Origin of the sequence: Pseudomonas alkylphenolica, assembly GCF_016009175.1 — a bacterium.
Taxonomy (GTDB): Bacteria; Pseudomonadota; Gammaproteobacteria; order Pseudomonadales; family Pseudomonadaceae; genus Aquipseudomonas; species Aquipseudomonas alkylphenolica_B.
This window is the reverse complement of sequence record NZ_JADUCM010000011.1, coordinates 54,961-80,511: the sequence shown is the minus strand read 5'-3', so window position 1 is coordinate 80,511 and position 25,551 is coordinate 54,961. Positions and strand designations below refer to the sequence as shown.

Below are 25,551 nucleotides of genomic sequence, written 5' to 3'. Positions count from 1 at the left end.
AACCGTCATGCCCAGCACTGTGCAACACCTCACACTCGACAATGGCCTCAAGGTCATCCTGCGCCACGCTCCGCAGCTCAAGCGCTGTGCTGCGGCAGTGCGGGTCATGGCCGGCAGTCATGATGCCCCCCGACGCTATGCGGGGCTGGCGCACTTTCTCGAGCACCTGCTGTTTCTCGGGACTGAGCGCTTTGGTCTCGACGATGGCCTGATGCGTTATGTGCAGCGCCATGGCGGCCAGGTCAACGCCAGTACCCGCGAACGCACCACCGACTATTTTTTTGAAGTGCCACAAGGAGCATTTGCCGGTGGCCTGGAACGCCTGTGTGACATGCTTGCCCTACCGCTGTTCGAGCAAGCACGTCAGGTGCGCGAACGCGATGTCATCCACGCCGAGTTCATCGCCTGGTCACGCAACCCGCAGGCCCAGGCGCAATTCGCACTGCTGCAGCAAGTCTCGCGGCAGCATCCGCTGAGCGGCTTCCACGCCGGTAATCGCTACAGCCTGCCCGTGCACAGCAGTGACTTCCAACGCGCCTTGCAAGGTTTTCACCAGCGCTTTTACCAGGCCGGGCAGATGACCCTGAGCCTGAGCGGGCCGCAACCGCTCGAACAGCTTCAAGCACTGGCAAGTCGGGCAGCAGCGGCCATTGCCTCGGGCGTAAAGGTCGAACAGGCTGAGCCGCCCGCACTGACCAACGCCCCGCTGAAAGCAGCGCTGAACGGCCTGCAACTGGATCTGCTACACGCAATTGAGCAGCAGCCCGAGGGCCTCGACCAGGCGCTTGAATACCTGATCACCTGGCTGACCGACCCACGTCCCGGCGGAGCGCTGGCCGCACTGCGACAGCGCGATTGGCTGCAGTCACTCGAGAGCACTGCACTTTACAGCTTCGCAGGCCAAGCCTTGCTGCACACGCGCCTGAAGCTAAGCGAGGGCGCCCGGCACGACCAGGTCGAGGCGCTGCTGCATGACTGGATGCGGTTCTTGCGCGACACCGACCGAAACACACTGAATCAGGAATTTGCTCGCCTTCAGCAGCGCCGCGAGCAGGTCGCATGCGCCCTGGAACTCGCCTGCCGGGACAGTGCTGGCAAACCCTTCCAGGCCCTGGATGCCAAGGCCGAACGTGCACTGGTTGCGCTACTCGACAGCCTGCTGCAAGGGTGCACACCTTCGCCTGCCGAGCCCTGGCATCTGCCGATCCCGGAACCCTTGCTGGAACAGCACCTTGCCGACGCTTCGCCTTGCCCTGCACCCGACGGTGTACAGGTGAGCCCGCTGCTGCCGCACGAACGTCAGCACGGTGGTGTTTACCTGCGCTGGCACCTGGCAGCTGCAGCACACGAACCACTCGGGCAGGTGCTTGAGCGCGCCTTGCAACCGCTGCGCGAACGCGCGATTCGCGCGGGCGTTACCCTGCAGTTCGACACCAGCGGCCAGTTCTGGCAATTGCGCTGTGCCGGCGCGCCCGAAGCGGTGGTCAGGGTGACCGAGGAAGCCTTGGCGCTTCTGCACATGCCCGACGACAGCGGCTGGATGACAGGGCCTGCCCGCGATCCTGAAACCATGCCCATCCGCGCATTGCTGCGGCAACTTCCCGAGCAACTTGCCGGGCAACAGACTGGGCCGTTACCCACCGGCACGGCGACCCCGCAAGACCTGCAGGCCGTGTGGCGCCAGGCCCGCTGGCAGGCGCTCACCACCGGCTTTTCCCAACCCGTACAGCATGCACTCAACCGTGCCCTGCAGCATGTGCCCGGCCGCGCCGGCGCTCATCCATTGGCCGCGCTGGCGCCGGTCCGACGCTGGCAGATGCTGCCACCTCCATCCAGCGAGCAGGCACTGCTGCTGTTCTGTCCGGTTCCAGCCACCAGCGAAGCCTGCGCCCGCTTGTTGGCGCAACACATTCAGGGGCCGTTCTATCAGCGCCTGCGTGTTGAGCTGCAACTGGGTTATGCGGTGTTCAGTGCCTTTCGCCAGTTGCAAGGCTACAGCGGCCTGTTGTTTGGCATTCAGTCGCCAAGCGCCAGTCACGCGCAGATCATCACCCACATCCATGAACTGTTTGCCACGCTGCCGTCCACCGTGAGCTGTAGCGATGAAGCCCGCCAGGCCCTGGCCGAACAGATGAGCGAAGCGGCGATGAACAATGACGACGTCGCCGAATGGGCGTGGCAGGCCCAGCTGGCGGGCCGACCGCAAGCACGTTTAGAGCACTTGCAGGCCGCCATTCTCGCGGTTGACGAGGCACAGTTGCGCCAATGTGCCGATGCTATGCTTCAGGCGAAACAGGGCTGGTTTTGCCTGGCCAATGGCCCCGCCCCGCAAGCCGGCGGATGGACCATCGCGTAATTGTTACCGAACATGTAACAACGTTTATCTAAGATTTAACCATTCAGTACGTAGTTTTTAGTAAGATAGCGCAATCTCGACGATTGGAACCCTTCAGCATGAGGGTGGACTAATTGAATAGCTTTCCCACCACAGACCTATCCGGAAGGAGCAATCCCATGTGGACCAAACCTGCATACACTGACCTGCGTATCGGCTTTGAAGTGACCATGTATTTCGCAAGCCGCTGAGTTTGCTTGCAGTACAACGCCTCGGTCAGCCGGGGCGTTTTTATTTCAGGACCCGGCAGGAGTGGCCATGTACATCCAGATTCTAGGTTCAGCCGCCGGCGGCGGATTCCCGCAGTGGAACTGCAACTGCGAGAACTGCAAAGGCTTTCGCGACGGCACCTTGCGCGCCAGCGCGCGCACCCAATCGTCGATTGCCCTGTCGGATGACGGTGTCCACTGGGTGCTGTGCAACGCCTCGCCGGACATCCGCGCACAACTGCAAGCGTTCGCGCCCATGCAGCCGGCACGCGCCCTGCGCGACACCGGGATCAGTGCCATCGTCCTGCTCGACAGCCAGATCGATCACACCACCGGCCTGCTGAGCCTGCGTGAAGGCTGCCCGCACCAGGTCTGGTGCACCGAGATGGTCCACCAGGACCTGAGCACCGGTTTCCCGCTGTTCACCATGCTCAGCCACTGGAATGGCGGCCTGCAGTGGAACCGCATTGAACTGGAAGGCAGCTTCGTCATCGAAGCATGCCCAAACCTGCGCTTTACCCCCTTCCCGTTGCGCAGCGCTGCCCCGCCCTACTCGCCGCACCGCTTCGACCCACACCCGGGCGACAACCTCGGGCTGATGGTTGAGGACCTGCGCACGGGCGGCAAACTGTTCTACGCCCCGGGCCTGGGCCAGGTCGATGCCAAGCTGCTGCAGATGATGCATGAAGCCGATTGCCTGCTGGTCGACGGCACGCTCTGGGAGGATGATGAAATGCAACGCCGTGGTGTCGGCACGCGCACCGGCCGCGAAATGGGCCACCTGGCACAGAACGGCCCGGGCGGCATGCTGGAAGTGCTCGAAGGCTTCCCGGCGCAACGCAAGGTGCTTATCCACATCAACAACACCAACCCGATTCTCGATGAAGATTCGGCCGAGCGCGCCGAACTGGATCGCCGTGGCGTCGAAGTGGCCTTCGACGGCATGAGCATCACCCTCTAGCAGGAGCCTACATGAGCGACGCCAAAGCGCTGTCCCCCGCTGAATTCGAACAGGCCCTGCGCGCCAAGGGTGCCTACTACCACATCCATCACCCGTACCACGTGGCGATGTATGAAGGCCGGGCAACCCGCGAGCAGATCCAGGGCTGGGTGGCCAACCGGTTCTACTATCAGGTGAACATTCCGCTCAAGGACGCCGCGATCCTGGCCAACTGCCCGGACCGCGAAATTCGCCGCGAATGGATCCAGCGCCTGCTCGACCACGACGGCGCGCCCGGTGAAGACGGCGGCATCGAGGCCTGGCTGCGCCTGGGCCAGGCGGTGGGCCTGGACCCCGAGCAACTGCGCTCGCAGGAGCTGGTGCTACCCGGCGTACGCTTTGCCGTGGATGCCTACGTCAACTTCGCCCGCCGCGCCAGCTGGCAGGAAGCCGCCAGCAGTTCCTTGACCGAACTGTTCGCCCCGCAGATCCACCAGTCGCGCCTGGACAGCTGGCCGCAGCACTACCCGTGGATCGACCCCGCCGGCTATGAATACTTCCGCACGCGCCTGGGCCAGGCTCGCCGCGATGTCGAGCACGGGCTGGCAATCACCCTGCAGCACTACACTACAGTAGAGGGCCAGCAGCGCATGCTGGAGATCCTGCAGTTCAAGCTGGACATTCTCTGGAGCATGCTCGATGCCATGAGCATGGCGTATGAATTGAACCGTCCGCCTTATCACAGTGTCACCCGTGAACGGGTCTGGCACAAAGGAATCGCCCTATGAGTCTTGATCGCGCACTCACTCCGAAATGGCGACCCGGTTATCGCTTCCAGTACGAGCCGGCGCAAAAGGGGCATGTCCTGCTCTACCCCGAGGGCATGATCAAGCTCAATGAAAGCGCGGCGCTGATCGGCGGGCTGATCGACGGCCAGCGTGATGTGGCGGCGATCATTGCCGAGCTGGACAAGCAGTTCCCCGGTGTACCCGAGCTCGGTGACGACATCGAGCAATTCATGGAGGTCGCCCGTGCCGAACACTGGATCGTCCTTGCCTGAGCTGCCGGCAAAACCCGAAGTCGGCCTGCCGCTGTGGCTGCTCGCCGAGCTGACCTACCGCTGCCCGCTGCAATGCCCGTACTGCTCCAATCCGCTGGACTTCGCTGCCCAGGGCCAGGAACTGACGACCGAGCAGTGGTTCAAGGTCATGGCCGAGGCGCGGGAGATGGGCGCGGCGCAGCTGGGCTTTTCCGGGGGCGAACCACTGGTGCGCCAGGACCTTGCCGAACTGATCGGTGAAGGGCGGCGCCTGGGTTACTACACCAACCTGATCACCTCCGGCATCGGCCTCACCGAGCAAAAGATCGCCGCGTTCAAACAGGCCGGCCTCGACCATATCCAGATCAGCTTCCAGGCCAGTGACGAACAGGTGAACAACCTGCTGGCCGGCTCGAAGAAAGCCTTCGCGCAGAAGCTTGAAATGGCCAAGGCGGTCAAGGCACACGGCTACCCGATGGTGCTGAACTTCGTCACCCACCGGCACAACATCGACAAGATCGACCGCATCATCGAGCTGTGTATTGCCCTCGAGGCCGACTTCGTCGAGCTGGCCACCTGTCAGTTCTACGGCTGGGCCCACCTCAACCGGATCGGCCTGTTGCCAACCCGTGAGCAACTGGAACGCGCCGAGCGCATCACCAACGAATACCGCGAGCGGCTCAAGGCCGCCGGTAATCCGTGCAAATTGATCTTCGTCACCCCGGACTACTACGAAGAGCGCCCCAAGGCCTGCATGAACGGCTGGGGCAGCGTGTTCCTCACCGTGACCCCAGACGGTACCGCACTGCCTTGCCACGGTGCGCGCCAGTTGCCGGTGCAGTTCCCCAACGTGCGCGAGCACAGCATGCAGCACATCTGGTATGACTCGTTCGGCTTCAACCGCTTTCGCGGTTACGACTGGATGCCCGAGCCGTGCCGCTCCTGCGACGAAAAAGAAAAGGACTTCGGTGGCTGTCGCTGCCAGGCCTTCATGCTCACCGGCGACGCCAGCAAGGCCGACCCGGTGTGCGCCAAATCGGCGGACCACGGCATCATCCTCAAGGCCCGCGAAGAAGCCGAGCATGCCCACTCGAACATCGACCAGATGACCTTCCGCAATGAACGAAACTCCCGTGTCATCGCCCGTGGCTGAACGCTTTAGCGCCGAGCAGGCGGTCGCCGCCGGTACCGACTTCGCCGAGTTGCGGGTAGGTCCGCACGGCTTGTTCTGGAATGAGTTCCGGCCCAGTGATGGCGCCTGCCGGATCTGGCATTGGCGTAACCGTCAGGCGCATTGCCTGACGCCCGATGGCTTCAGCGTGCGCAGCCGGGTTTACGAATACGGCGGGGGCAGCTTTTGCCTGAGCGAAGACGGCCTGGTGTTCGTCAACGAGGCCGACCAGCAGCTCTATAGCCAGGACTTGAATGGCGGTGCACCGCAGGCACTTACCGAGGGCGAGCGCCGCTACGGCGATCTGCGCTGGGCAGCAGGCCAGGTACTGGCCGTGGAAGAAACCCACGCCGCCGAACAGGTTGAACACCGTCTGGTAATGGTGGCCGCGCATCAACGCCAGGTACTGGCCGAAGGCGCTGATTTTTATGCCGCGCCAACACTCAGCGCCGATGGCAGTCGCCTCGCCTGGATCGAGTGGAGTCGTCCGGAGCAGCCGTGGACGGCCACCCGCCTGTGTTGTCGCGAACGCCTGGAGGACGGTAGCTGGGGAATGCCACGCTGCATCGCGGGTGGCGAGGATCCCGCGCAATCGCTGCAACAGCCGCGCTTCGATGGACGTGGACGCTTGTACTGCCTGTCTGACCGGAATGGCTTCTGGCAACCCTGGGGTGAAACCGCGCAAGGCTGGAGTGCACTTCCCGCAGCAGATGCCGACCACGCTGCAGCGCCCTGGCAGCTGGGCGCCTGCACTTGGCTGCCACTGGGCGAGCATCACTACCTGGCGACCTGGTTTGAAGACGGTTTCAGCCGCTTGGGCCACTGTGATGCCGAGGGCTCGACGCACTTGGTCGCTCTCGATTACAGCCGCCTGCGCTGCCTGGACCTCGATCAGGACCATTACTACGCCATTGCCGCCTCGGCTACCCAACCGCCGGCCGTCATCGCCATCGACCGTAACGACCACCGGGTACAGGTCCTCGCCGGTGGCGTATCACCCTTGCCCGCAGAGCGCATCAGTCGCCCGCAATCGTTGCACTACCCCAGTGGCGGCGGCATCGCCCATGGATTCTTTTATCCGGCCATTGGCTCAGAGCCACAGCCGCCCCTGATTGTGTTTATCCATGGCGGGCCGACATCAGCGTGCTACCCCGCACTGGATCCGCGCATCCAGTACTGGACCCAGCGCGGCTTTGCCGTAGCCGACCTCAACTACCGGGGCAGCAGTGGCTATGGCCGGGCCTACCGCCAGGCCCTGCATCTGCGCTGGGGTGAGATCGATGTTGAAGATGCCTGCCAAGTGGTCGAGCACCTGGCTGCACGCCAGCTGATCGACCCGACCCGCGCCTTCATTCGCGGTGGCAGCGCCGGTGGCTACACCACGCTGTGCGCCCTGGCCTTTCACAATGTCTTTCGCGCGGGCGCCAGTCTCTATGGCGTCAGTGACCCGCAAGCACTGGCGCGGGCCACACACAAGTTCGAAGGCGATTACCTCGACTGGCTGATCGGCGACCCACTTGAAGACGTTGAGCGCTACCAGCAACGCACACCGTTACTGCATGCCGAGAACATCAAAGTGCCGGTGATCTTCTTCCAGGGCGAGCTGGATGCCGTGGTGGTGCCCGAGCAGACCCGCTCGATGCTTGCCGCGCTCAAGGCCAATGGCATCCAGGCACAAGGGCATTTCTACCCTTCAGAGCGCCACGGTTTTCGCACGGCGGCCAACCTGGCTCATGCGCTGGAAGAGGAATGCAAGTTTTATCGCCAGGTGCTGAAAGGCCGCTGACTGATGCACCCGATACCCTGTAGGCGCGTGGCTTGCCCGCGAAAAACGATGACGCGGTGAACCAGAGGCATCGCGGTGCCTGGTTCGCCGGCAAGCCTGGCGCCTACAGGCGGTGGAAATTCACCGCTTGGCGATGATGTACACCGCGTGCACGATGCCTGGAATGTACCCCAGTAACGTCAGCAGGATGTTGAGCCAGAAGGCGCCGCCGAAGCCAACCTGCAAGAACACGCCAAGCGGCGGCAGGAGAATGGCGATGATGATCCGAATGAAATCCATGTAGGGCAGCTCCGTTCAAAGGTGTACTAGAACAGACTGTAGTGCAGCCCCGGGGTTCAACCGTCAAAGCCCGGACAAAAAAACGCCCCGAGCCAAAAACTACAGGCCCAGGGCGATGCGCAGGAACGCGAGACGGTTCGTTTGATTCGTAAATTCGGGGCCGGTCAGGCCGTGGCTTCACGCCGTTGGTGTTGCTGCGCGGCATGCACACGGGCAAAGGCCCGGGCCAGACGCAGCAGCATTTCATCGATGTTGCCCTTGCTCACCGTCAAGGCCGGCGACAGGCGCAGGACATCCGCTTGCGGCGCGTTGAGCAGCAAGCCTTCCTGAAGCGCCGCCGCAACCAGCTCGGCAGCATTGTCTTCGCTCAGTTGCAACGCCCAGAGCAAGCCCTGGCCGCGCACTTCAGGCTGGCCATAGCGGCCGGCCAGGCGACTCAGGCCATCGCGCAAGTGCCGCCCGGAATCCTGCACGTGCTCGAAAAAGCCCGGCTCCAGCACGGTTTCCAGCACCGCCAAACCCGCGGCGCTCATCAGCGCATTGCCATGGTGACTGCCTTCAAGCTCACCGGCTTCGGCGCAACAGGCACTGCCACGGGCGAGCAAGGCGGCCAGCGGCACACCGCCGCCCAGGCCTTTGCCCAAGGTAATGATGTCGGCACGCACTCCGTAAGTCTGCTCCGCCAGCATGGCCCCACAGCGGCCTACGCCCGTCTGTACCTCATCGAAAATCAGCAGGATGCCCAGCTCGCGGCACAGGCGCTCCACGCCTTTGAGGTAGGCCGCTGTCGCGGGAATCACGCCTGCCTCACCCTGAATGGGCTCGAGCATGATCGCTACCGTGCGCGAATCCACCGCCGCGTGCAGTGCTTCGAGGTCGTTGAACGGCACTTTGCTGAAGCCCGGCAGGCCCGGCTCGCAGCGGTTGCAGGCTGACGGATCGGACGCCGACAAAGCACCCAGGCTACGCCCATGGCAACTCTGGCTGGCAGTGATGATGTGATAGGCGCCGTTGCGATGCAGTTGCCCCCACTTACGCGCCAGTTTGATTGCACCTTCGCAGGCCTCGGCACCGCTGTTGAGCAGGTAGGCCTGGTCGCTGCCGGTGCTTTTGCACAGCAGGTTGACCAGGTTCAGCAAGCCACGGTTATGAAAACCCGCGCCCGGGTTGATCAGCGCCTGGGCCTGGCTGCCCAAGGCTTTGACCAGCACGCTGGGGCTGTGCCCGAGGCTGTTGACCGCACAGCCCTGGGTGAAGTCCAGATAAGCGTGGCCTTCACTGTCCCACAGCCAGGATCCCTGGCCACGCACGAACACCTGGGGGGCCCGCTCTGTGGCAGGCATCAGGCAGTCACGGGACAAGCCTTCGCTAGCCGGGATAGCCACAGGCACGACTTTACGCTCAGGTTGAGCCGGCGTTGGGCGACGCAGATTGAACAAGTTCATGTATACAAACTCTTGCCTATGTAAACGCCACCCGGGGATACGGAATTCATCGCGCCTTATGGCTCTGTAAACCTTGCGAATACGGGATAGACTAGGGGTATTGCGGGCCTACGGCCATTTGGTTTTTCGAGCTTTTTTGATAAGTATTGCTTATGGATTTTCGCCAACTGCGTTATTTCGTCGCGGTCTACGAAGAAGGCCATGTCGGCCGGGCCGCCGAGCGCCTGTCGTTGTCGCAACCGGCACTGTCGCAACAGATCCGCCAGCTGGAACACAGCCTCGATGTGAGCCTGTTCGAACGGGGCAACAAGCGCCTGTTGCCGACCCTTGCCGCGCATACCCTGTACAACCACGCCCTGCCCTTGCTCGACGGCCTGCAGCGCGCCCGCGAGGCGCTGCGCAACTTCAAGGGCCAGTCACTGCGAACCCTGGCGATCGGCGTGCTGCAGACCGTACGCCCGAGCCTGGTGCCGCAACTGCTCGATCGCGTGCGCAAGGCCCAACCACACCTGGTGGTGCAGATCTATGAGCTGTCGGGGTTGGAAATCGAACGCCGCCTGCTCAACGGCAGCCTGGACATCGGCATCAGCTACCTGCCGCCCCGCCAGCCTGGCTTGCATGGCCTGATGCTGTACGAAGACGAACTGCAGCTTGTAATCCCCAACACGCACCCATTGCGGGAATTCAAGAAGGTTTCCCTCAAGCAGGCGGCGGAATTGCCCATGCTGCTACTCGGCGAAGAATTCCAGGTACGCCAGATCTGGCAGACGCAGCTGGCCAACCTCGGGCGTCGACCGCAGGTACAGGCAGAGATGAACAACATGGCCGGTATTCTCGACAGTCTCGGCCACACCTCGTTGGCCACAGTGCTGCCCGGGCGCGCCAAGGAAGTGGTCGAGGATGACCAGGAACTGTTGTGGAAGCCGCTCAGCGAGCCGCGGGTGCCGCTGAAGATAGGCCTGGTATTCCGTGACGCCCAACGTCAGCAAGCCTCGGTCGAGCTGCTGCGCACGTTGCTCGAAGAAGAAGCCGACCCCCGGCAGATCGGGGTGTCGCCGCTGGATGTGCTGGGCTGAGGTTGCCTGGCACTTTTCTGCAGGCAAAAGAAAACCCCGCCGAGGCGGGGCTTTGCAGACTGTTTCCCTGATATCCGTATCGACCCACCATCCTGGCAGGAATCCTTCGTGTCCCTGTTCTGTACTTCGCGCTTCCTGCGCTACGTCCATGTGAGAAGATTAGCTGTGGATCCAATCTTTCGATAGAGGCGAAAAGTCACCACGTCATGTAAGAGAATGCTTACACGACGTGATTTCTGTCAGAACTGAGCCGCATCCAGCAGGTACAGCGACTCGCTACCCGCTTTCACCGAGGCGCTGAGCGAATGGATTCGCGGCAGCAGGCGGGCGAAGTAGAAGCGAGCGGTGCCCAGCTTGCTGGCGTAGAAATCGTCTTCACCCTGCTTGGCCAGCGCCGTGCGAGCCATCAATGCCCACATGTAAGCATAGGCGGTGTAGCCGAATACCTGCAGGTACTCCACCGACGCCGCGCCGATTTCGTTCGGGTTGGTCTTGGCCCGGTCCAGAACCCAGGCCGACAGGTCGTCGAGGTTGTCCAGCGCCGCGTTCAGCGGTTTGACGAACTCGCCCAGCTCGTCACCGGCGGTGGCGGTGAAATGGCGAATCTCGTCGGCAAACAACTTGTACAGTGCGCCGCCACTGCCCACTACCTTGCGCCCCATCAGGTCCAGCGCCTGGATGCCGTTGGTGCCTTCGTAAATCTGGGTGATGCGCACATCACGCACCAGCTGCTCCTGGCCCCACTCACGAATGTAGCCATGGCCGCCAAACACTTGCTGGCCATGCACTGCCGATTCCAGACCGAGGTCGGTGAGGAAGGCCTTGGATACCGGGGTCAGCAAGGCAACCAGGTCTTCGGCGCGTTTGCGCGTGGTGGCATCTTCACTGAACTTGGCAGTGTCCAGCTGCATGGCGACGTAGGTGGAGAACGCGCGCCCGCCTTCGTTCAACGCCTTCATGGTCAGCAGCATGCGACGCACATCCGGGTGAACGATGATCGGGTCGGCGACCTTGTCCTTGGCTTGCGGACCGGTTGGCGCGCGGCTCTGCAGACGGTCACGGGCGTACTCGATGGCGTTCTGGTAAGACCGCTCTGCCGACGCCAGGCCCTGGATACCAACGCCCAGGCGCTCGTAGTTCATCATGGTGAACATTGCTGCCAGGCCTTTGTTGGGCTCGCCGACAATGTAACCCACCGCTTCGTCGAAGTTCATCACACAGGTGGCCGATGCCTGGATACCCATTTTGTGCTCGATCGAACCGCAGTTGACCGGGTTGCGTGCACCCAGGCTGCCATCGGCATTGACCATGAACTTGGGTACCAGGAACAGGGAAATGCCCTTTGGCCCCGCGGGTGCGTCCGGCAGCTTGGCCAGCACCAGGTGAATGATGTTTTCGGTCAGGTCGTGCTCACCGCCGGTGATGAAGATCTTCGTGCCACTGACTTTATAGCTGCCGTCGGCCTGCGGCTCGGACTTGGTGCGAATGATGCCAAGGTCGGTCCCTGCGTGCGGCTCGGTCAGGCACATCGAGCCTGCCCAGACACCGGCATACATGTTCGGCAGGTACTTTTCCTTGAGTTCGTCGCTGGCGTGGGCGTTGATCGACAGGCAAGCGCCGGCGGTCAGCATCGGGTACAGGCCAAACGCAAGGCTTGAGGAGTTGACCATTTCCTCGACCTGGGCCGAGATCACCTTGGGCATGCCCATGCCGCCGTAGGCCGGGTCACCGCCCACACCCACCCAGCCACCTTCGGCGTAGGTTTTGTAGGCGTCGATAAAGCCGGCCGGGGTGCGCACGTCGCCGTTGTCCCAGTGGCAGCCTTCTTCATCGCCGCTGCGGCTTAGCGGGGCGATGCTTTTGCCAGTGACCTTACCGGCCTCCTCCAGCACCGCCAGGGCGGTCTCTTCATCGACAGCGTCGGCAAGACCAGGCAATTGCGCCCAGAGCTTGGCAACTTCGAAGACTTCATTGAGGACGAAGCGCATATCGCGCAGGGGCGCTTTATAGTCAGCCATGGCAACCTCTCACACTTGAGTCGGGGGCGGCCCCACGGGGCCGTTTCACTGTTATGCAGGCAGTGTAACCGAACAACTTTTGCGAGACATAGGGTCATCTGGTGACCGGTTAGTCATCTTAAGTCACGCCATGCGCACAGCGCCGCGCTTGGCTTGAACACCATAGGCCATGACACAGTTGCGCCCTGCGCCCTTGGCACTATAGAGCGCCTGATCCGCAGACTTGAGCACTTCGTCGGGTGAACGGTGATCAACCAGACGCTCGCTGACGCCGATACTGATCGTTACCGAAACACTGGAAGCCGCCGAGGCGCCTCGCCGCTGGCGACCTTGCTGATCGTCCTGCGGGCGGTTGTCCTGGTTGCGCAGCTGGATGTTGTAGTTGGCGATCACTTCGCGCACCGCTTCCAGGTGGGGCATGCACTCTTCGATGCTCTTGCCGGCAAACACCAAGGCAAACTCTTCCCCGCCGTAGCGATAGGCCCGACCACCACCGGTCACCTTGGACAGCTTGCTGGCCACCAGGCGCAGTACCTGGTCACCGACATCGTGGCCATGGGTGTCGTTGAATTTCTTGAAGTGGTCAACGTCGGTCATGGCCAGCACATAGTTACGCCCCAGACGTTGCATGCGCTCGTTGAGCGCGCGGCGTCCCGGCAGGCCGGTGAGCTCGTCTCGGAAGGCCATCTGATAAGCCTCGTGGGATACCGCTGCGGCAATCATCAGCATCACCTGACTGCACATGATGTTCAGGGTGAAAGGCAAGATGAAGGTCTTGGGCAGCATCCAGAAAATCCCGATCAGGCCAATGACCTGTGCGGCATGCAACGGCCGCGGCTCGCGCAGGTACTGCACCACGAGCACGATGAAAGCCACGATGAACACCGGGTACGCCAGCTGGATCAGGCTCATCCACTGGCCATGCAGCGAAGGCCAGCGAATCTCCGCCAGCCAGGCCAGCAGCGCCTGCGGGAAGCTTTGCTCCAGGCCCAGGGCGACACTGCCGACAGCCAGCAACACGGCAAAGCGCGCAACCATGTCCTGAAACAGGTGAGTGCGCTCCTGCCAGGCCCCATACAGGGCGAACATCAGCGGCAACAACAGGCAGACCAGATGGAAGACCACCGCCGCATCCTCGCGGACCCGGCCATTGTCACGGTAGAAATCGGTCTGGGTGTCGAGCAGAAAGTAGGCGATGTACACCGTGACCATCAGAAACAGTTCGCGCTGACGGCGATAGACCGCGCAGTAGGCGCCGCCCAGCAACAGCACCAAGGTAGGCAAGACGTTGAACAGCGACGTGAAGAAGACGCTGAGGTCTCTTACATAGGCAGCCGCAAGCCCTGACACCAGCAAACAGGCTGATGGCAAAAAATGGCTCAGGCGTACAGCAGATAAACGAAACAAGGGTAATCTCCGACCCGGCAGATCAATAATGGCATTGTGCCCCTAATGTATCGGCAACGCACATGAATAGATGAATGCGCGGTCGGAAGAAATGGATGCAAAAAAAAAACGCCCGCCGGTCAGGGCGGGCGTTTTTCAGTCGCTGCGATCAATCAGTAGGAAAGACCGAAGTGCTCTTCGTTCATGTCCATCAGGTTGTTGGCGCCCGACAGCATGGTTGCAACGTGGGTACGGGTACGCGGCAGGATGCGCTGGAAGTAGAAGCGCGCGGTCTGCAGCTTGGCGGTGTAGAACGCCTCTTCGCTGGTACCGGCAGCCAGTTTCTCGGCAGCCAGGCGTGCCATGTCGGCCCAGAAGTAAGCCAGGCAGGCGTAACCGGAGTACATCAGGTAGTCCACCGAAGCGGCACCGACTTCTTCGCGGTCTTTCATCGCGGCCATACCGACCTTCATGGTCAGCTCGCCCCACTCTTTGTTCAACTGGGCCAGCGGTGCGACGAACTCGCTGATCGCTTCGTTGCCTTCGTTGCCCTGGCAGAACTTGTGCACGATCTTGGTGAAGCCCTTGAGTGCTTCGCCCTGGGTCATCAGCACTTTACGGCCGAGCAGGTCCAGCGCCTGGATACCGGTGGTGCCTTCGTACAGCATGGAGATACGGCTGTCGCGAACGTTCTGCTCCATGCCCCACTCGGCGATGAAGCCGTGGCCGCCATAGATCTGTACGCCGTGGTTGGCCGCTTCGAAGCCGACTTCGGTCATGAATGCCTTGGCGATCGGAGTCATGAACGCCAGCAGTGCATCGGCTTTCTTCTTCTCTTCTTCGTCCTGGCTGTACTTGACGATGTCGACCTGCTTGGCAGTGAAGTACACCATCGCACGGTTACCTTCGGCGAAGGCTTTCATGGTCAGCAGCATGCGACGTACATCAGGGTGAACGATGATCGGGTCGGCAGCTTTGTCTGGTGCTTTCGGGCCGGTCAGCGAGCGCATTTGCAGGCGGTCGCGAGCGTATTTCAGGCCACCCTGGAACGCCACTTCGGCGTGGGCCAGGCCTTGCAGCGCGGTACCCAGGCGAGCCGTGTTCATGAAGGTGAACATGCAGTTCAGGCCTTTGTTGGCCGGGCCGATCAGGTAGCCGGTAGCCGCGTCGAAGTTCATCACGCAGGTGGCGTTGCCGTGGATGCCCATCTTGTGTTCGATGGAACCACAGGACACAGCGTTGCGCTCACCGACAGTGCCTTCGGCGGTCGGCAGGAACTTCGGCACGATGAACAGCGAAATACCTTTGGTACCTGCCGGTGCATCGGGCAGGCGAGCCAGCACGATGTGGACGATGTTGCCGGCCATGTCGTGTTCACCGGCCGAGATGAAGATCTTGGTACCGGTCACTTTGTAGGAGCCATCGGCCTGAGGCTCGGCCTTGGTGCGCAGCATGCCCAGGTCGGTACCGCAGTGAGGTTCGGTCAGGCACATGGTGCCGGTCCACTCGCCGGAAACCAGCTTGGTCAGGTAGGTCTCCTGCTGCTCGGCAGTGCCGTGCTCGGAGATGGTGTTCATTGCGCCATGCGACAGGCCAGGGTACATGCCCCACGACCAGTTCGATTCGCCGACCATTTCGCTGATCGCCAGGCCCAGCGACTCCGGCAGGCCCTGACCGCCATGCTCGACGTCATGGGCCAGGCTCGGCCAGCCGCCTTCTACGAACTGGTTGTAAGCCTCTTTGAAGCCCGTTGGGGTTTTCACGCCCGACTCGCTCCAGGTGCAGCCTTCCAGGTCGCCCACACGGTTCAGCGGAGCCAGTACCTGTTCACAAAACTTGGCGCCCTCTTCGAGGATGGCGTTAACCATGTCTGGAGTGGCGTCCTGGCAAGCCGGCAGGCTCTGATAATGCGCTTCGTAACCCAGCAGCTCGTCACGAACGAAGCGAATATCACGCAAGGGGGCTTTGTATTCAGGCATAGCGATGAACCTCTGCTGATGAATCCTGGAGAGAGAAACCACGATCGACGACCGGTTGTTGTAGGCGCTCGATCAAACACTTGTTTGAAACATACGTTTACGCCGAAAACTTGTCAAGCATCAACCAGAGGGCAGTTCGGCCATGCAAGACTGCGCAGTTATTCCGGCAAAAACCGTCACGAACGCGCAGGCGAGCGCCTGCCAGCAAGGCCAAGGCGCTGATACTCAAAGATTAGTTGAAGACGCGCGGCAGGCGCGCAAGAAGGGTCAGGCGTAGGTGTCGATCAGGGTACCGAGCATTTCGTCCGATGCTTTGGCCACTTTGACGCCTAATTCGACCTGATGCTTACCGAGGGCCATTTCTACCGTGCTGGTGGGCAGGTCCATTTGCTGGCTGCGATCGACCGAACGCAGGCGCTCTGCCTGGTAGTCGCTGGACTGGCTGGTGGCAGCACGTTCAACGGTGCTGTTGGCGATCTGGCTGGCAGCCTGATCGACGCGGTTCTGCCCGGCCGTTATCGCGCCAAGCCCTGCGTAATACGCTGAGTTGCCCGAGATTTCCATGTCGAAACTCCATGCCGCTGAAGGCGAACAGCCCCTATTGAAGCAGACCTGTGGATAAAAGGCCCGTTGAAATCACTAATGGCATCTAGCCATGTAATAGAGTCAGGCTAGTCGCTAGTCCAGCAAGTCCAGTTGCAGGTACTCCGCAACGCGCTCGGCCGATGCCTGCTTGAGTTTCGGCACACGCCCAAGACACGGCGCCGGCAAGCGCTCGGCAAGCGTGGCAAGGTTCTCTTCCAGGCGCGACGTGCGCGGGTCGACGATGTTGGCTACCCATCCCGCCAGTTGCAGGCCGTCGCGGGCGATTGCCTCGGCACTGAGCAATGCATGGCTGATGCAGCCAAGACGCACCCCCACTACCAGGATCACCGGCAGTTTCAGGGCAATGGCCAGGTCCGAGAGGTTCGCCTGGTCCGACAACGGTACGCGCCAGCCGCCCGCGCCTTCTATCAGGGTAAAGTCCGCGCCCTGGGCGAGAATATCGCGCATCGGCGCCAACAGCCCCGGCACACTGAGCGCCACACCCGCCTCACGTGCCGCCAGATGCGGGGCAATGGCGGGCTCAAAGGCAAAGGGGTTGACCTGCTCGTAAGGCAAGGTGAGCGTACTTTGCGCCATCAGCGCCAGGGCATCGTCGTTGCGCAGCCCTTTGGCCGTCACCACACAACCGGAGGCCACAGGCTTGGCCCCCAGCGTGGTCAAACCCGCCAACTGCGCCGCGTGCAACAGGCCGGCGGCGACGGTGGTCTTGCCGACATCCGTGTCAGTGCCTGCGATGAAATAGGCCGGACTCATTTCACTCCCCTTCTACCAACGGTTTGTGCAGTACACCGTAGACCACTTGATAGGTCGCCGGCAGCCCCTGCGCCTGTCGAAACTGCTCATAGGCCTGCAACAGTCCCTGCATCCGCACCCTTCCGGTCAGCCCGGCCGGGCGCCCCGGATTGAGATTATGCGCCCCCAGGGCCTTGAGTTCGTGGGTCAGGCTGCGTACATCGGGGTAGTACAGCACATGCGGGCGTGCTTCCAGGGTCAGCACCTGCAAATCACTTTCACTGCACAGGCGCTGATAATCCTCAAGGCGGCGAAAGCGATTGACATGGACCAGGCCATCGACCGCCTGCCAGCTCTCGCGCAACTCGTGCAAAGTACCGGCACACAGGCTGGCAAAGGCCAGCACCCCGCCAGGTTGCAGGACGCGCTGCGCCTCATCGAGCACGGCGCGAAAATCGCCACACCATTGCACCGCCAGGCTGGTAAAGACCAGCTCGACGCTGGTGTCCTGCAGCGGCAATCGCTCGGCATCACCCGCCACATGGTAGTGCGCACCACCTTGTTCGCGTGCGTGCTGGAGCATGCCTTCGGCAATGTCCACGGCAATTCCGCCAGCCTGCGGAAACCGCTGGCGCAAGGCACGGCTGAAATGGCCGGTGCCACTGCCCAGGTCCAGCCAGCGTTGCGGTGCGACACTGGCTGGCAGTTGCTCGAGCAAGGCGTTGCCCACTGCGCGCTGCAGTTCGGCAACACTGTCGTAACTGGCGGCAGCACGCGAAAACGAGGCCGCGACCTGACGCTTGTCGGGCAAGGTGCCGGGCAAAACCGGTTGAGAAAGATCAGTCATCGCCACTCTCATGTACAAAGGCCTTTATGGCAGCCGCCAACTCATGAGGTGTCTCCATCACAAAACCATGAGCACTGTCTTCCAGCAGCCCGACCTCCACGTCGGGCAATTCTTCCAGCAACACCCCGGCGACTTCCGCCGGTACCAGCCCGTCACGGCCGGCAAACAGGTGCAGTTGCGGCCCGTCATAGGCTTGCAGGGCCGCCCGGGTATCGAGCTTGCCGAGTACTTCGAGCCCGGCCACCAGTTGCTCGGGGGCAGGCTCGGGCATCGCCGCACCCAGCAGGCGGGCCAGACTGCGCGACTCTTCAGCGCCCTGGCTGCACAGCGAAATGAAGCGCTTGAGGGTGACCTGGGTGTGATAGCGGCAGCCTTCGAGGAAGGTCTGAAAAGTGTCCGCCGGCATACCGTGAGGCCAGTCCGGGCGGTTGACGAAACTGAGGTTGCTGCCCAGCGTGATCAACCCACAGCAGTCGTCGCCACGACGGGCAGCCAGTTCGGCCGCGAGCATGCCGCCCAGTGACCAGCCACCAAGCCAGGCGTTACGCGGCAATTGCCGGTCGAGCGTGTCAAGCCAGTCTTGCGGATCATGCGACGCCAGCCCGGGCAGGTCGTGGATCTCGACCTGCAAGCCGGGGTCGATGGCGCGCAGCGCCGCCACCAGTGGCTGCAACGCCGAACGCCCCAGGCCCCAGCCCGGCAACAGTACAAGTCGGTTACGCATCAGCGGGCTCCAGTAGCGGATAACAATCGGCCAATGCTTCCAACAATAGCTGCACCTGCGCGGCACTGGGTGCCGCACTCAGGGTGACGCGCAGGCGGGCACTGCCTGCCGGTACCGTCGGTGGGCGAATCGCGGTCACCAGCAAGCCGCGCTCGCGCAGCATCTGCGACAAGCGCAGGGCGCGCGCGCTGTCCCCAATCAGGATCGGCTGGATCGCGGTGAAACTGTCCATCAACTGCAGGCCGATCTGCTCGGCACCGGGGCGAAACTGCTGGATCAGCGCCGCCAGGGGCTCACGCCGCCAGTGCTCGTGGCGCAACAGCTGCAGGCTGCGCAACGTGGCACAGGCCAGGGCAGGTGGCTGACTGGTGGTATAGATGTAGGGGCGAGCGAACTGGATCAGGCACTCGATCAGTTCTTCACTGCCGGCGACAAAGGCCCCGGCGGTGCCGCACGCCTTGCCCAGCGTGCCGATCAGTACCGGCACCTGCTCGGTGCTCAAACCGAAATGCTCGACAATCCCGCCACCGTTGTGCCCCAGCGTGCCAAAGCCATGCGCGTCATCGACCATCAGCCAGGCATCGCGGGACTTGGCCGTGGCGGCCAGGGCCGGCAGGTCGGCAATATCGCCATCCATGCTGAACACCCCGTCGGTGACCACCAAGGTGTTGCCCACGGCCTTCTCCAGGCGACTGGCGAGGCTGTTCGCATCATTGTGCAGATAGCGGTTGAAGCGCGCGCCACTGAGCAACCCGGCGTCGAGCAACGAGGCGTGGTTGAGACGGTCCTGCAGCACCGTATCGCCCTGCCCGACCAGCGCCGTCAAGGCGCCCAGGTTGGCCATGTAGCCGGTCGTGAACAGCAACGCACGCGGCCGCCCGGTCAGCTCGGCCAGGGCTTCTTCCACCTCGTGATGAGGCGTGCTGTGGCCAATCACCAGGTGCGAAGCGCCACCGCCAACCCCCCAGCGCTCGGCACCGGCGCGCCAGGCGGCAATCACTTCGGGGTGATTGGCCAGGCCCAGGTAATCATTGCTGCAGAAGGCCAGCAACGGCTGGCCATCGACCACCACTTGTGGGCCTTGCGGGGTTTGCAGCAGCGGGCGCTGACGGTACAGGTCAGCGGCGCGGCGTTGTTCCAGCCGCGCACGAAGATCAAAGGCCATGGCCGCCTCAGGCCGAGGCGGCGTTATAGAACAGCTCGCTGCTCTTCTGTTCCACCAGTGCCTGCTCGATGGCCGCCTGGTGAACTTCGTCGGCGTGCTCTTCACGCGCTTCTGGCTGAATGCCTAGGCGGGCGAACAGCTGCATGTCTTTGTCGGCCTGCGGGTTTGCGGTGGTCAGCAACTTCTCGCCGTAGAAAATCGAGTTGGCACCGGCAAAGAACGCCAGGGCCTGCATCTGCTCGTTCATCGCCTCACGACCGGCGGACAACCGCACGTGGGATTTGGGCATGAGGATCCGGGCGACCGCGAGCATGCGGATGAAATCGAACGGGTCGACTTCCTCGGCGTTTTCCAGCGGTGTACCGGCAACTTTCACCAGCATGTTGATCGGCACCGACTCCGGGTGCTCCGGCAGGTTGGCCAGCTGAATCAGCAGACCGGCGCGGTCGTCCAGCGACTCGCCCATGCCCAGGATGCCGCCCGAGCAGATCTTCATCCCGGCATCGCGGACGTAGGCCAGGGTCTGCAGGCGCTCGCTGTAAGTGCGGGTGGTGATGATGCTGCCGTAGAACTCCGGCGAGGTGTCGAGGTTGTGGTTGTAGTAATCCAGCCCGGCATCGGCCAGGGCCATGGTCTGTTCCTGGTCCAGCTTGCCCAGGGTCATGCAGGTTTCCAGGCCCATGGCCTTGACCCCTTTGACCATCTGCAGCACGTAAGGCATGTCTTTGGCCGAAGGATGCTTCCAGGCAGCGCCCATGCAGAAACGCGTCGAACCGATCGCCTTGGCCCGCGCCGCTTCTTCGAGGACCTTCTGTACTTCCATCAGCTTCTGCTTTTCCAGGCCGGTGTTGTAGTGACCGGACTGCGGACAATATTTGCAATCTTCCGGGCAGGCGCCGGTTTTGATCGACAGCAGGGTCGAGACCTGAACGCGGTTGGCGTCGAAATGCGCGCGGTGCACGGTTTGCGCCTGGAACAGCAAGTCATTGAACGGTTGCTGGAACAGTGCCTTGACCTCGGCCAGGGTCCAGTCGTGACGTGTTGTTGCAGTTGTGCTGGCGCTCATCGGCGGTTCCTTGTTTTAGGCTTTGTCTGGCGCCGGGACAGGAATGCCCGCCAGCGCATCACGGATAGCTCGCATAGTTAAGGAAGCCCGATGCGCTGTCAACCACCACTCAAAAGCATGGTTTACAACTGGCTAAATAATGACCATGCATGTTTGCTCTGTGATGAGAAAACCGAACAGCCTTATCCGCTGTGCGTGCCCTGCGAAACCGAACTGCCGTGGCTGCAGGACGGCTGTCAGGTCTGTGCCCTGCCGTTGCCGATGCAGGGCCTGACCTGTGCGCCGTGCCGTCGTCGCTCACCTGCCTTCTACTGCGTCGAAGCACCCTGGCAATACGGCTTTCCGCTGGACGCGCTGATCAGCCGGTTCAAGTACAACAGCCACTGGCCGCTCGGGCGTTTGCTGGCTACCTTGCTCGGGCGCTGGCTCAGCCACCGCTACGCCGACGGCTTGCCCCGGCCGACGCTGCTCCTGCCTGTGCCCCTGAGCCGCCGACGCTTGCGTCAGCGCGGTTACAACCAGGCGGCCATGCTCGCCGAGTGGCTCGCCGCGCAGATCGGCATCGCCTGCAACGACCAGGTCATCCAGCGTGTGCTCGACACGCCCGCACAACAGGGGCTCAGCGCCAAAGCGCGCAAACGCAACCTGCGCCAAGCGTTCTGCGTGGCCGATAGCGCCCCACTGCAAGGGCGCCATGTCGCGCTGGTCGATGACGTGCTGACTACCGGCGCCACCGCCCAGGCCCTGGCCAGCCAGCTGCTCGAGGCCGGGGCCCGACGGGTTGACGTCTACTGCCTGGCGCGTACCGCCAAGCCCGGCAGCGCTTGACTTGGCGCCGGGGTGCGGGCCCTTTCGTCGCAGATACTTTCTCAAGCCCGTGCCCGCACATGTCCTTGCCAGCCCTGCTCACCCAACACATTGTCCGCCGCCCCCAGCGCATTGCACTGCTGCAGCACATTGCCGAACAAGGCTCGATTACCCGTGCCGCGAAAAGCGCCGGCATGAGCTACAAGGCGGCCTGGGATGCGATTGACGAACTCAACAACCTGGCGGCCAGCCCGCTGGTGGAGCGCAGTGTCGGCGGTCGTGGTGGCGGCGGCGCCAAGCTGTCGCCGGAAGGCCAACGCGTACTGCGTCTGTATCAGCGCCTGCAAGCGCTGCAGGCACAGATTCTGGAAGCTGCCGAAGACGCCAGTGATCTCGACCTGCTCGGTCGCCTGATGCTGCGTACCAGTGCCCGCAACCAGTTGCACGGTGAAGTCAGCGCGATACAGCCTGAAGGGCATTACGACCGTATTCGCCTGGCACTGTCCGGCGACCTCAGCATCGATGCCCTGATCACCCGCGACAGTACCCAGCGCCTGGAGCTTACCCCGGGCACAACGGTGGTGGCCCTGATCAAGGCCGGGTGGGTGACCTTGCTCGGCCCGCAGGAGCTACCGCATGAAGGCTTCAATTGCCTGCAGGCCAAGGTCGAAGCGCTGCTCGACGAGCCGCTCGGCCCCACCGAAGTGCGCCTGACCCTGAGCAACGGGCAAACCCTGTGCACCTTCGCAGAGCCTGCCTGGCTCAGTGCCCAAGGCGTGATTGCGGGAAGTGCCCTACGCGTTCAATTCCAGCCGTCCTACGTACTTATCGGAACGCCTTTATAAAACGGACACAAAACCGTCATGGACGCTGACTAAGGTGACTGGCAAAACCGCAGGAAGCCTGTCATGCACCTATTAGAAGAACACCAGCAAACCGACCTGGAACACCTCGTCAACCTGAGTCGCCGTCGCTTTATCGGAGCGGGTGCCCTGTGCGGCGCCGCGCTGTTTCTCGGTGGCAACCTGCTCAGCCGCAGCGTCATGGCCGCTGGTGTCAGTGCCGCCAACAGCAGCCTGCTGGGCTTCACCAGCATCCCTGCGGCAACCGCCGACAGCATCAGCCTGCCACCGGGCTACAAAGCCTCGGTACTGATCAGCTGGGGCCAGCCGTTGCACAACAATGCGCCGGCGTTCGACGCCTCCGGCAACGGTAGCGCCCAGGCCCAGGAGCTGCAGTTCGGTGACAACAACGATGGCATGAGCCTGTTTCCCTTCCCGGATGATGACAACCGGGCGTTGATGGCCATCAACAACGAATACACCAACTACCGCTACCTGTATGCCCACGGTGGCCAGCCGACGTCGGCTGAAGAGGTGCACAAGGCCCAGGCCGCCGAAGGTGTTTCGGTCATTGAGGTCAAGCGCAACAACGGCCAGTGGCAGTTCGTCCAGGGCTCCCCCTACAACCGACGCGTCCATGGCAACACGCCGATCCGTGTAAGCGGCCCCGCAGCCGGCGACGCCCTGTTGAGGACGGCGGCCGACAACAGCGGGCGCAAGGTACTGGGCACATTCCAGAACTGCGCCAACGGCAAAACGCCTTGGGGCACCTACCTGACCTGCGAAGAAAACTTCACCGACTGCTTTGGCAGCAGCGACCCCAGCCAGGCATTTGATGCCGGGCAAAAGCGCTACGGCGCCTCGGTCAGCAGCAAGGAAATCGGCTGGCACTCGTACGACCCGCGGTTCGACCTGGCAAAGAACCCCAACGAACTGAACCGCCATGGCTGGGTGGTCGAGATCGACCCGTTCAACCCGGACTCGACGCCAATCAAGCGCACCGCCCTGGGCCGCTTCAAGCATGAAAACGCCGCCCTCGGCGAAACCCGCGACGGCCGTGCCGTGGTGTACATGGGCGATGATGAACGCGGAGAGTTCATCTACAAGTTCATCAGCCGCGACCCCATCGACCACAAGAACCCCAGCGCCAACCGCAGCCTGCTCGACCACGGCACGTTGTATGTGGCGCGTTTTGACGAAGGCGATCAGCACGCCGATCACCCGCGTGGCAAAGGCCAGTGGCTGGAACTCACCCATGGCAAGAATGGCCTGATTGCCGCCAATGGTTTTGCCAGCCAGGCCCAGGTCCTGATCCATGCCCGCCTGGCGGCAAGCCAGGTGGCGGCAACACGCATGGACCGCCCCGAGTGGATCGTCGTCAGCCCCAAAGACGGCCAGGTCTATTGCACCCTGACCAACAACGTCAAACGCGGCGAACCGGGCCAGCCCGTCGGCGGCCCCAACCCGCGCGAGAAAAACCTCTACGGGCAGATTCTGCGCTGGCGCGAGAGCACCGATGACCACGGCGCCATGAGCTTCGACTGGGATTTGTTCGTGGTTGCCGGCAACCCGTCGGCGCACCCGGGCGATGCCAAGGGCGGCTCCAGCAACGTCACCGCACAGAACATGTTCAACAGCCCGGACGGATTGGGCTTCGATGCCGACGGCCGCCTGTGGATTCTCACTGACGGCGACTACAGCAATGCTGGCGACTTCGCCGGCATGGGCAACAACCAGATGCTCTGCGCCGATCCGGCCAGCGGCGAGATCCGTCGCTTCATGGTCGGGCCAGTAGCCTGCGAAGTGACCGGCATTGCCTTCGCACCGGACCACCGCACCTTGTTCGTAGGCATCCAGCACCCTGGGGAAACCGGCGGCTCGACCTTCCCTGAGCACCTGCCCAATGGCAAACCGCGCTCTTCGGTGATGGCGATCAGCCGGGAGGATGGCGGGATCGTTGGCACCTGAGTCCGCGTCCACAGGTGTGTGACGATGTGCGGTACCATGCAGGGAACCGCACAGCTGGAGCTGACATGTCGCACCCCTTCGAAACCCTCACCCCCGACCTGGTCCTCGACGCTGTGGAGAGCATCGGCTTTCTCAGCGATGCCCGCGTGCTGGCACTCAACAGCTACGAGAACCGTGTCTATCAGGTAGGCATCGAAGGGGCTGAGCCGCTGATTGCCAAGTTCTACCGCCCTGACCGCTGGACTGATGCGGCAATTCTTGAAGAACACAGCTTCACCGCCGAACTGGCCGACTGCGAAGTGCCCGTGGTAGCGCCACTTATCCACAATGGCGAAACCCTGTTCGAACACAGCGGCTTTCGTTTTACCCTGTTTCCCCGTCGCGGTGGCCGCGCTCCGGAACCAGGCAACCTGGACCAGCTATATCGCCTTGGTCAGTTGCTCGGCCGCCTGCATGCGGTCGGCGCTACCCGCCCTTTCGAGCACCGGGAAGCGTTGGCAGTGGATAACTTCGGCCATGCTTCGCTGGCCACGCTGCTTGAAGGCAATTTCGTACCGAAAAGCCTGCTGCCGGCGTTCGAATCTGTGGCCCGTGATCTGCTCAAGCGGGTAGAAGCCATTTACGCCGACACCCGGCACAAAACCATCCGCCTGCACGGTGACTGCCACCCAGGCAACATGATGTGCCGCGATGAAATCTTCCACATCGTCGACCTCGACGACTGCCGCATGGGCCCCGCGGTTCAGGACCTGTGGATGATGCTTGCCGGCGACCGTCATGAACGCCTGGGCCAGCTGGCTGAACTGATGGACGGCTACAACGAGTTCCACGATTTCGATCCGCGTGAACTGGCCCTGATCGAGCCCCTACGCGCCCTGCGCCTGTTGCACTACAGCGCGTGGCTGGCACGCCGCTGGGACGACCCGGCCTTTCCACGCAGCTTCCCCTGGTTCGGCCAGGAGCGCTATTGGGGCGACCAGATACTGGCCTTGCGCGAACAGATGGCGGCGCTGGATGAAGAACCGCTGAAATTGTTCTGAAGCGGGCGCGAGTCTGTCTACAATAGCGATG

23 protein-coding genes are annotated in these 25,551 nt (G+C 62.5%); 12 read left to right on the top strand and 11 right to left on the bottom strand.

What is annotated here, in order from left to right; translation table 11 throughout:
* The first annotated feature begins 7 nt into the window (after positions 1-7).
* The 7 genes from pqqF (at position 8) to I5S59_RS12255 (ending at position 7,540) form a co-directional block, all read left to right on the top strand.
* On the top strand, positions 8-2,356 hold the full coding sequence (gene pqqF / locus I5S59_RS12285; RefSeq protein ID WP_197876864.1) for a pyrroloquinoline quinone biosynthesis protein PqqF: 2,349 nt from the start codon (positions 8-10) through the stop codon (positions 2,354-2,356).
* A gap of 158 nt (positions 2,357-2,514) precedes the next feature.
* Positions 2,515-2,586, top strand: coding sequence for a pyrroloquinoline quinone precursor peptide PqqA (gene pqqA / locus I5S59_RS12280; RefSeq protein WP_008365141.1), 72 nt, complete (start codon positions 2,515-2,517; stop codon positions 2,584-2,586).
* A 67-nt stretch (positions 2,587-2,653) separates the two neighbouring features.
* On the top strand, positions 2,654-3,565 hold the full coding sequence (gene pqqB / locus I5S59_RS12275) for a pyrroloquinoline quinone biosynthesis protein PqqB (protein ID WP_128323398.1): 912 nt from the start codon (positions 2,654-2,656) through the stop codon (positions 3,563-3,565).
* Positions 3,566-3,576: 11 nt separating this feature from the next.
* Positions 3,577-4,332, top strand: coding sequence for a pyrroloquinoline-quinone synthase PqqC (pqqC, locus tag I5S59_RS12270; protein ID WP_197876863.1), 756 nt, complete (start codon positions 3,577-3,579; stop codon positions 4,330-4,332).
* Positions 4,329-4,604 carry a pyrroloquinoline quinone biosynthesis peptide chaperone PqqD gene (pqqD, locus tag I5S59_RS12265; protein WP_197876862.1) on the top strand — a complete coding sequence of 92 codons (276 nt, stop codon included), beginning with the start codon at positions 4,329-4,331 and terminating at the stop codon, positions 4,602-4,604. The genes pqqC and pqqD overlap by 4 nt, the downstream gene beginning before the upstream one ends.
* A complete protein-coding gene (gene pqqE / locus I5S59_RS12260; RefSeq protein WP_197876861.1) occupies positions 4,576-5,736 on the top strand; it encodes a pyrroloquinoline quinone biosynthesis protein PqqE in 1,161 nt (386 codons plus the stop codon). The genes pqqD and pqqE overlap by 29 nt, the downstream gene beginning before the upstream one ends.
* On the top strand, positions 5,702-7,540 hold the full coding sequence (locus I5S59_RS12255) for a S9 family peptidase (RefSeq protein WP_197876860.1): 1,839 nt from the start codon (positions 5,702-5,704) through the stop codon (positions 7,538-7,540). Before pqqE ends, I5S59_RS12255 begins: the two co-directional genes overlap by 35 nt.
* A gap of 120 nt (positions 7,541-7,660) precedes the next feature.
* Here I5S59_RS12255 and I5S59_RS12250 read toward each other — a convergent pair whose 3' ends face one another.
* Positions 7,661-7,819: a YqaE/Pmp3 family membrane protein gene (locus I5S59_RS12250; RefSeq protein ID WP_003177654.1), complete on the bottom strand. Its 159-nt coding sequence runs from the start codon at positions 7,817-7,819 to the stop codon at positions 7,661-7,663.
* A 164-nt stretch (positions 7,820-7,983) separates the two neighbouring features.
* Positions 7,984-9,264 carry an aspartate aminotransferase family protein gene (locus I5S59_RS12245; protein WP_197876859.1) on the bottom strand — a complete coding sequence of 427 codons (1,281 nt, stop codon included), beginning with the start codon at positions 9,262-9,264 and terminating at the stop codon, positions 7,984-7,986.
* Positions 9,265-9,416: 152 nt separating this feature from the next.
* Between I5S59_RS12245 and I5S59_RS12240 the strand changes: the two genes are divergently transcribed.
* Positions 9,417-10,340 (top strand): LysR family transcriptional regulator, encoded by a 924-nt coding sequence (locus I5S59_RS12240; RefSeq protein WP_128323392.1) that lies wholly within the window; start codon positions 9,417-9,419, stop codon positions 10,338-10,340.
* A 239-nt stretch (positions 10,341-10,579) separates the two neighbouring features.
* Here the strand turns inward: I5S59_RS12240 and I5S59_RS12235 are convergent, their stop codons facing one another.
* The 9 genes from I5S59_RS12235 to bioB all read right to left on the bottom strand — a co-directional run bounded on the left by I5S59_RS12235 (position 10,580) and on the right by bioB (position 20,863).
* The gene (locus tag I5S59_RS12235) at positions 10,580-12,358 is read right to left on the bottom strand and encodes an acyl-CoA dehydrogenase C-terminal domain-containing protein (RefSeq protein WP_197876858.1); all 1,779 of its coding nucleotides are present in this window, start codon (positions 12,356-12,358) and stop codon (positions 10,580-10,582) included.
* A gap of 123 nt (positions 12,359-12,481) precedes the next feature.
* Positions 12,482-13,765, bottom strand: coding sequence for a sensor domain-containing diguanylate cyclase (locus tag I5S59_RS12230; RefSeq protein WP_197876857.1), 1,284 nt, complete (start codon positions 13,763-13,765; stop codon positions 12,482-12,484).
* A 152-nt stretch (positions 13,766-13,917) separates the two neighbouring features.
* Positions 13,918-15,723: an acyl-CoA dehydrogenase C-terminal domain-containing protein gene (locus I5S59_RS12225; protein ID WP_197876856.1), complete on the bottom strand. Its 1,806-nt coding sequence runs from the start codon at positions 15,721-15,723 to the stop codon at positions 13,918-13,920.
* 267 nt (positions 15,724-15,990) lie between these two features.
* Positions 15,991-16,287, bottom strand: coding sequence for a pyrroloquinoline quinone biosynthesis protein PqqE (locus tag I5S59_RS12220; RefSeq protein WP_197876855.1), 297 nt, complete (start codon positions 16,285-16,287; stop codon positions 15,991-15,993).
* Between the two features lie 114 nt (positions 16,288-16,401).
* Positions 16,402-17,082, bottom strand: a complete 681-nt coding sequence (gene bioD / locus I5S59_RS12215) for a dethiobiotin synthase (protein ID WP_197876854.1) — start codon at positions 17,080-17,082, stop codon at positions 16,402-16,404.
* 1 nt (position 17,083) lies between these two features.
* Complete coding sequence (gene bioC, locus I5S59_RS12210) at positions 17,084-17,908, bottom strand: malonyl-ACP O-methyltransferase BioC (protein ID WP_197876853.1); 825 nt, start codon at positions 17,906-17,908, stop codon at positions 17,084-17,086.
* The gene (locus I5S59_RS12205) at positions 17,901-18,632 is read right to left on the bottom strand and encodes an alpha/beta fold hydrolase (protein WP_197876852.1); all 732 of its coding nucleotides are present in this window, start codon (positions 18,630-18,632) and stop codon (positions 17,901-17,903) included. The genes bioC and I5S59_RS12205 overlap by 8 nt, the downstream gene beginning before the upstream one ends.
* Positions 18,625-19,797, bottom strand: a complete 1,173-nt coding sequence (gene bioF, locus I5S59_RS12200; RefSeq protein ID WP_197876851.1) for an 8-amino-7-oxononanoate synthase — start codon at positions 19,795-19,797, stop codon at positions 18,625-18,627. The genes I5S59_RS12205 and bioF overlap by 8 nt, the downstream gene beginning before the upstream one ends.
* A gap of 7 nt (positions 19,798-19,804) precedes the next feature.
* Entirely contained in the window at positions 19,805-20,863 is a 1,059-nt protein-coding gene (gene bioB, locus I5S59_RS12195; RefSeq protein WP_197876850.1) for a biotin synthase BioB, read from the bottom strand.
* 90 nt (positions 20,864-20,953) lie between these two features.
* Here bioB and I5S59_RS12190 point away from each other — a divergent pair, with 90 nt between their 5' ends.
* The 4 genes from I5S59_RS12190 to I5S59_RS12175 all read left to right on the top strand — a co-directional run bounded on the left by I5S59_RS12190 (position 20,954) and on the right by I5S59_RS12175 (position 25,520).
* The gene (locus tag I5S59_RS12190) at positions 20,954-21,691 is read left to right on the top strand and encodes a ComF family protein (protein ID WP_197876849.1); all 738 of its coding nucleotides are present in this window, start codon (positions 20,954-20,956) and stop codon (positions 21,689-21,691) included.
* Between the two features lie 59 nt (positions 21,692-21,750).
* On the top strand, positions 21,751-22,515 hold the full coding sequence (locus I5S59_RS12185) for a TOBE domain-containing protein (protein WP_197876848.1): 765 nt from the start codon (positions 21,751-21,753) through the stop codon (positions 22,513-22,515).
* Between the two features lie 63 nt (positions 22,516-22,578).
* A complete protein-coding gene (locus tag I5S59_RS12180; RefSeq protein WP_197876847.1) occupies positions 22,579-24,480 on the top strand; it encodes a PhoX family protein in 1,902 nt (633 codons plus the stop codon).
* 65 nt (positions 24,481-24,545) lie between these two features.
* Positions 24,546-25,520, top strand: coding sequence for a serine/threonine protein kinase (locus I5S59_RS12175; protein ID WP_128323379.1), 975 nt, complete (start codon positions 24,546-24,548; stop codon positions 25,518-25,520).
* Positions 25,521-25,551: the final 31 nt, after the last annotated feature.

Coding starts and splice junctions, on each gene's coding strand:
- I5S59_RS12235 (WP_197876858.1), bottom strand. CDS start 12,358: ATGGCTGACTATAAAGCGCCCCTGCGCGATATGCGCTTCGTCCTCAAT.
- I5S59_RS12220 (WP_197876855.1), bottom strand. CDS start 16,287: ATGGAAATCTCGGGCAACTCAGCGTATTACGCAGGGCTTGGCGCGATA.
- pqqD (WP_197876862.1), top strand. CDS start 4,329: ATGAGTCTTGATCGCGCACTCACTCCGAAATGGCGACCCGGTTATCGC.
- I5S59_RS12245 (WP_197876859.1), bottom strand. CDS start 9,264: ATGAACTTGTTCAATCTGCGTCGCCCAACGCCGGCTCAACCTGAGCGT.
- I5S59_RS12180 (WP_197876847.1), top strand. CDS start 22,579: ATGCACCTATTAGAAGAACACCAGCAAACCGACCTGGAACACCTCGTC.
- I5S59_RS12190 (WP_197876849.1), top strand. CDS start 20,954: ATGCGCTGTCAACCACCACTCAAAAGCATGGTTTACAACTGGCTAAAT.
- bioC (WP_197876853.1), bottom strand. CDS start 17,908: ATGACTGATCTTTCTCAACCGGTTTTGCCCGGCACCTTGCCCGACAAG.
- pqqB (WP_128323398.1), top strand. CDS start 2,654: ATGTACATCCAGATTCTAGGTTCAGCCGCCGGCGGCGGATTCCCGCAG.
- I5S59_RS12205 (WP_197876852.1), bottom strand. CDS start 18,632: ATGCGTAACCGACTTGTACTGTTGCCGGGCTGGGGCCTGGGGCGTTCG.
- bioF (WP_197876851.1), bottom strand. CDS start 19,797: ATGGCCTTTGATCTTCGTGCGCGGCTGGAACAACGCCGCGCCGCTGAC.
- bioD (WP_197876854.1), bottom strand. CDS start 17,082: ATGAGTCCGGCCTATTTCATCGCAGGCACTGACACGGATGTCGGCAAG.
- pqqF (WP_197876864.1), top strand. CDS start 8: ATGCCCAGCACTGTGCAACACCTCACACTCGACAATGGCCTCAAGGTC.
- I5S59_RS12185 (WP_197876848.1), top strand. CDS start 21,751: ATGTCCTTGCCAGCCCTGCTCACCCAACACATTGTCCGCCGCCCCCAG.
- I5S59_RS12225 (WP_197876856.1), bottom strand. CDS start 15,723: ATGCCTGAATACAAAGCCCCCTTGCGTGATATTCGCTTCGTTCGTGAC.
- bioB (WP_197876850.1), bottom strand. CDS start 20,863: ATGAGCGCCAGCACAACTGCAACAACACGTCACGACTGGACCCTGGCC.
- pqqC (WP_197876863.1), top strand. CDS start 3,577: ATGAGCGACGCCAAAGCGCTGTCCCCCGCTGAATTCGAACAGGCCCTG.
- I5S59_RS12250 (WP_003177654.1), bottom strand. CDS start 7,819: ATGGATTTCATTCGGATCATCATCGCCATTCTCCTGCCGCCGCTTGGC.
- I5S59_RS12175 (WP_128323379.1), top strand. CDS start 24,546: ATGTCGCACCCCTTCGAAACCCTCACCCCCGACCTGGTCCTCGACGCT.
- I5S59_RS12240 (WP_128323392.1), top strand. CDS start 9,417: ATGGATTTTCGCCAACTGCGTTATTTCGTCGCGGTCTACGAAGAAGGC.
- I5S59_RS12255 (WP_197876860.1), top strand. CDS start 5,702: ATGAACGAAACTCCCGTGTCATCGCCCGTGGCTGAACGCTTTAGCGCC.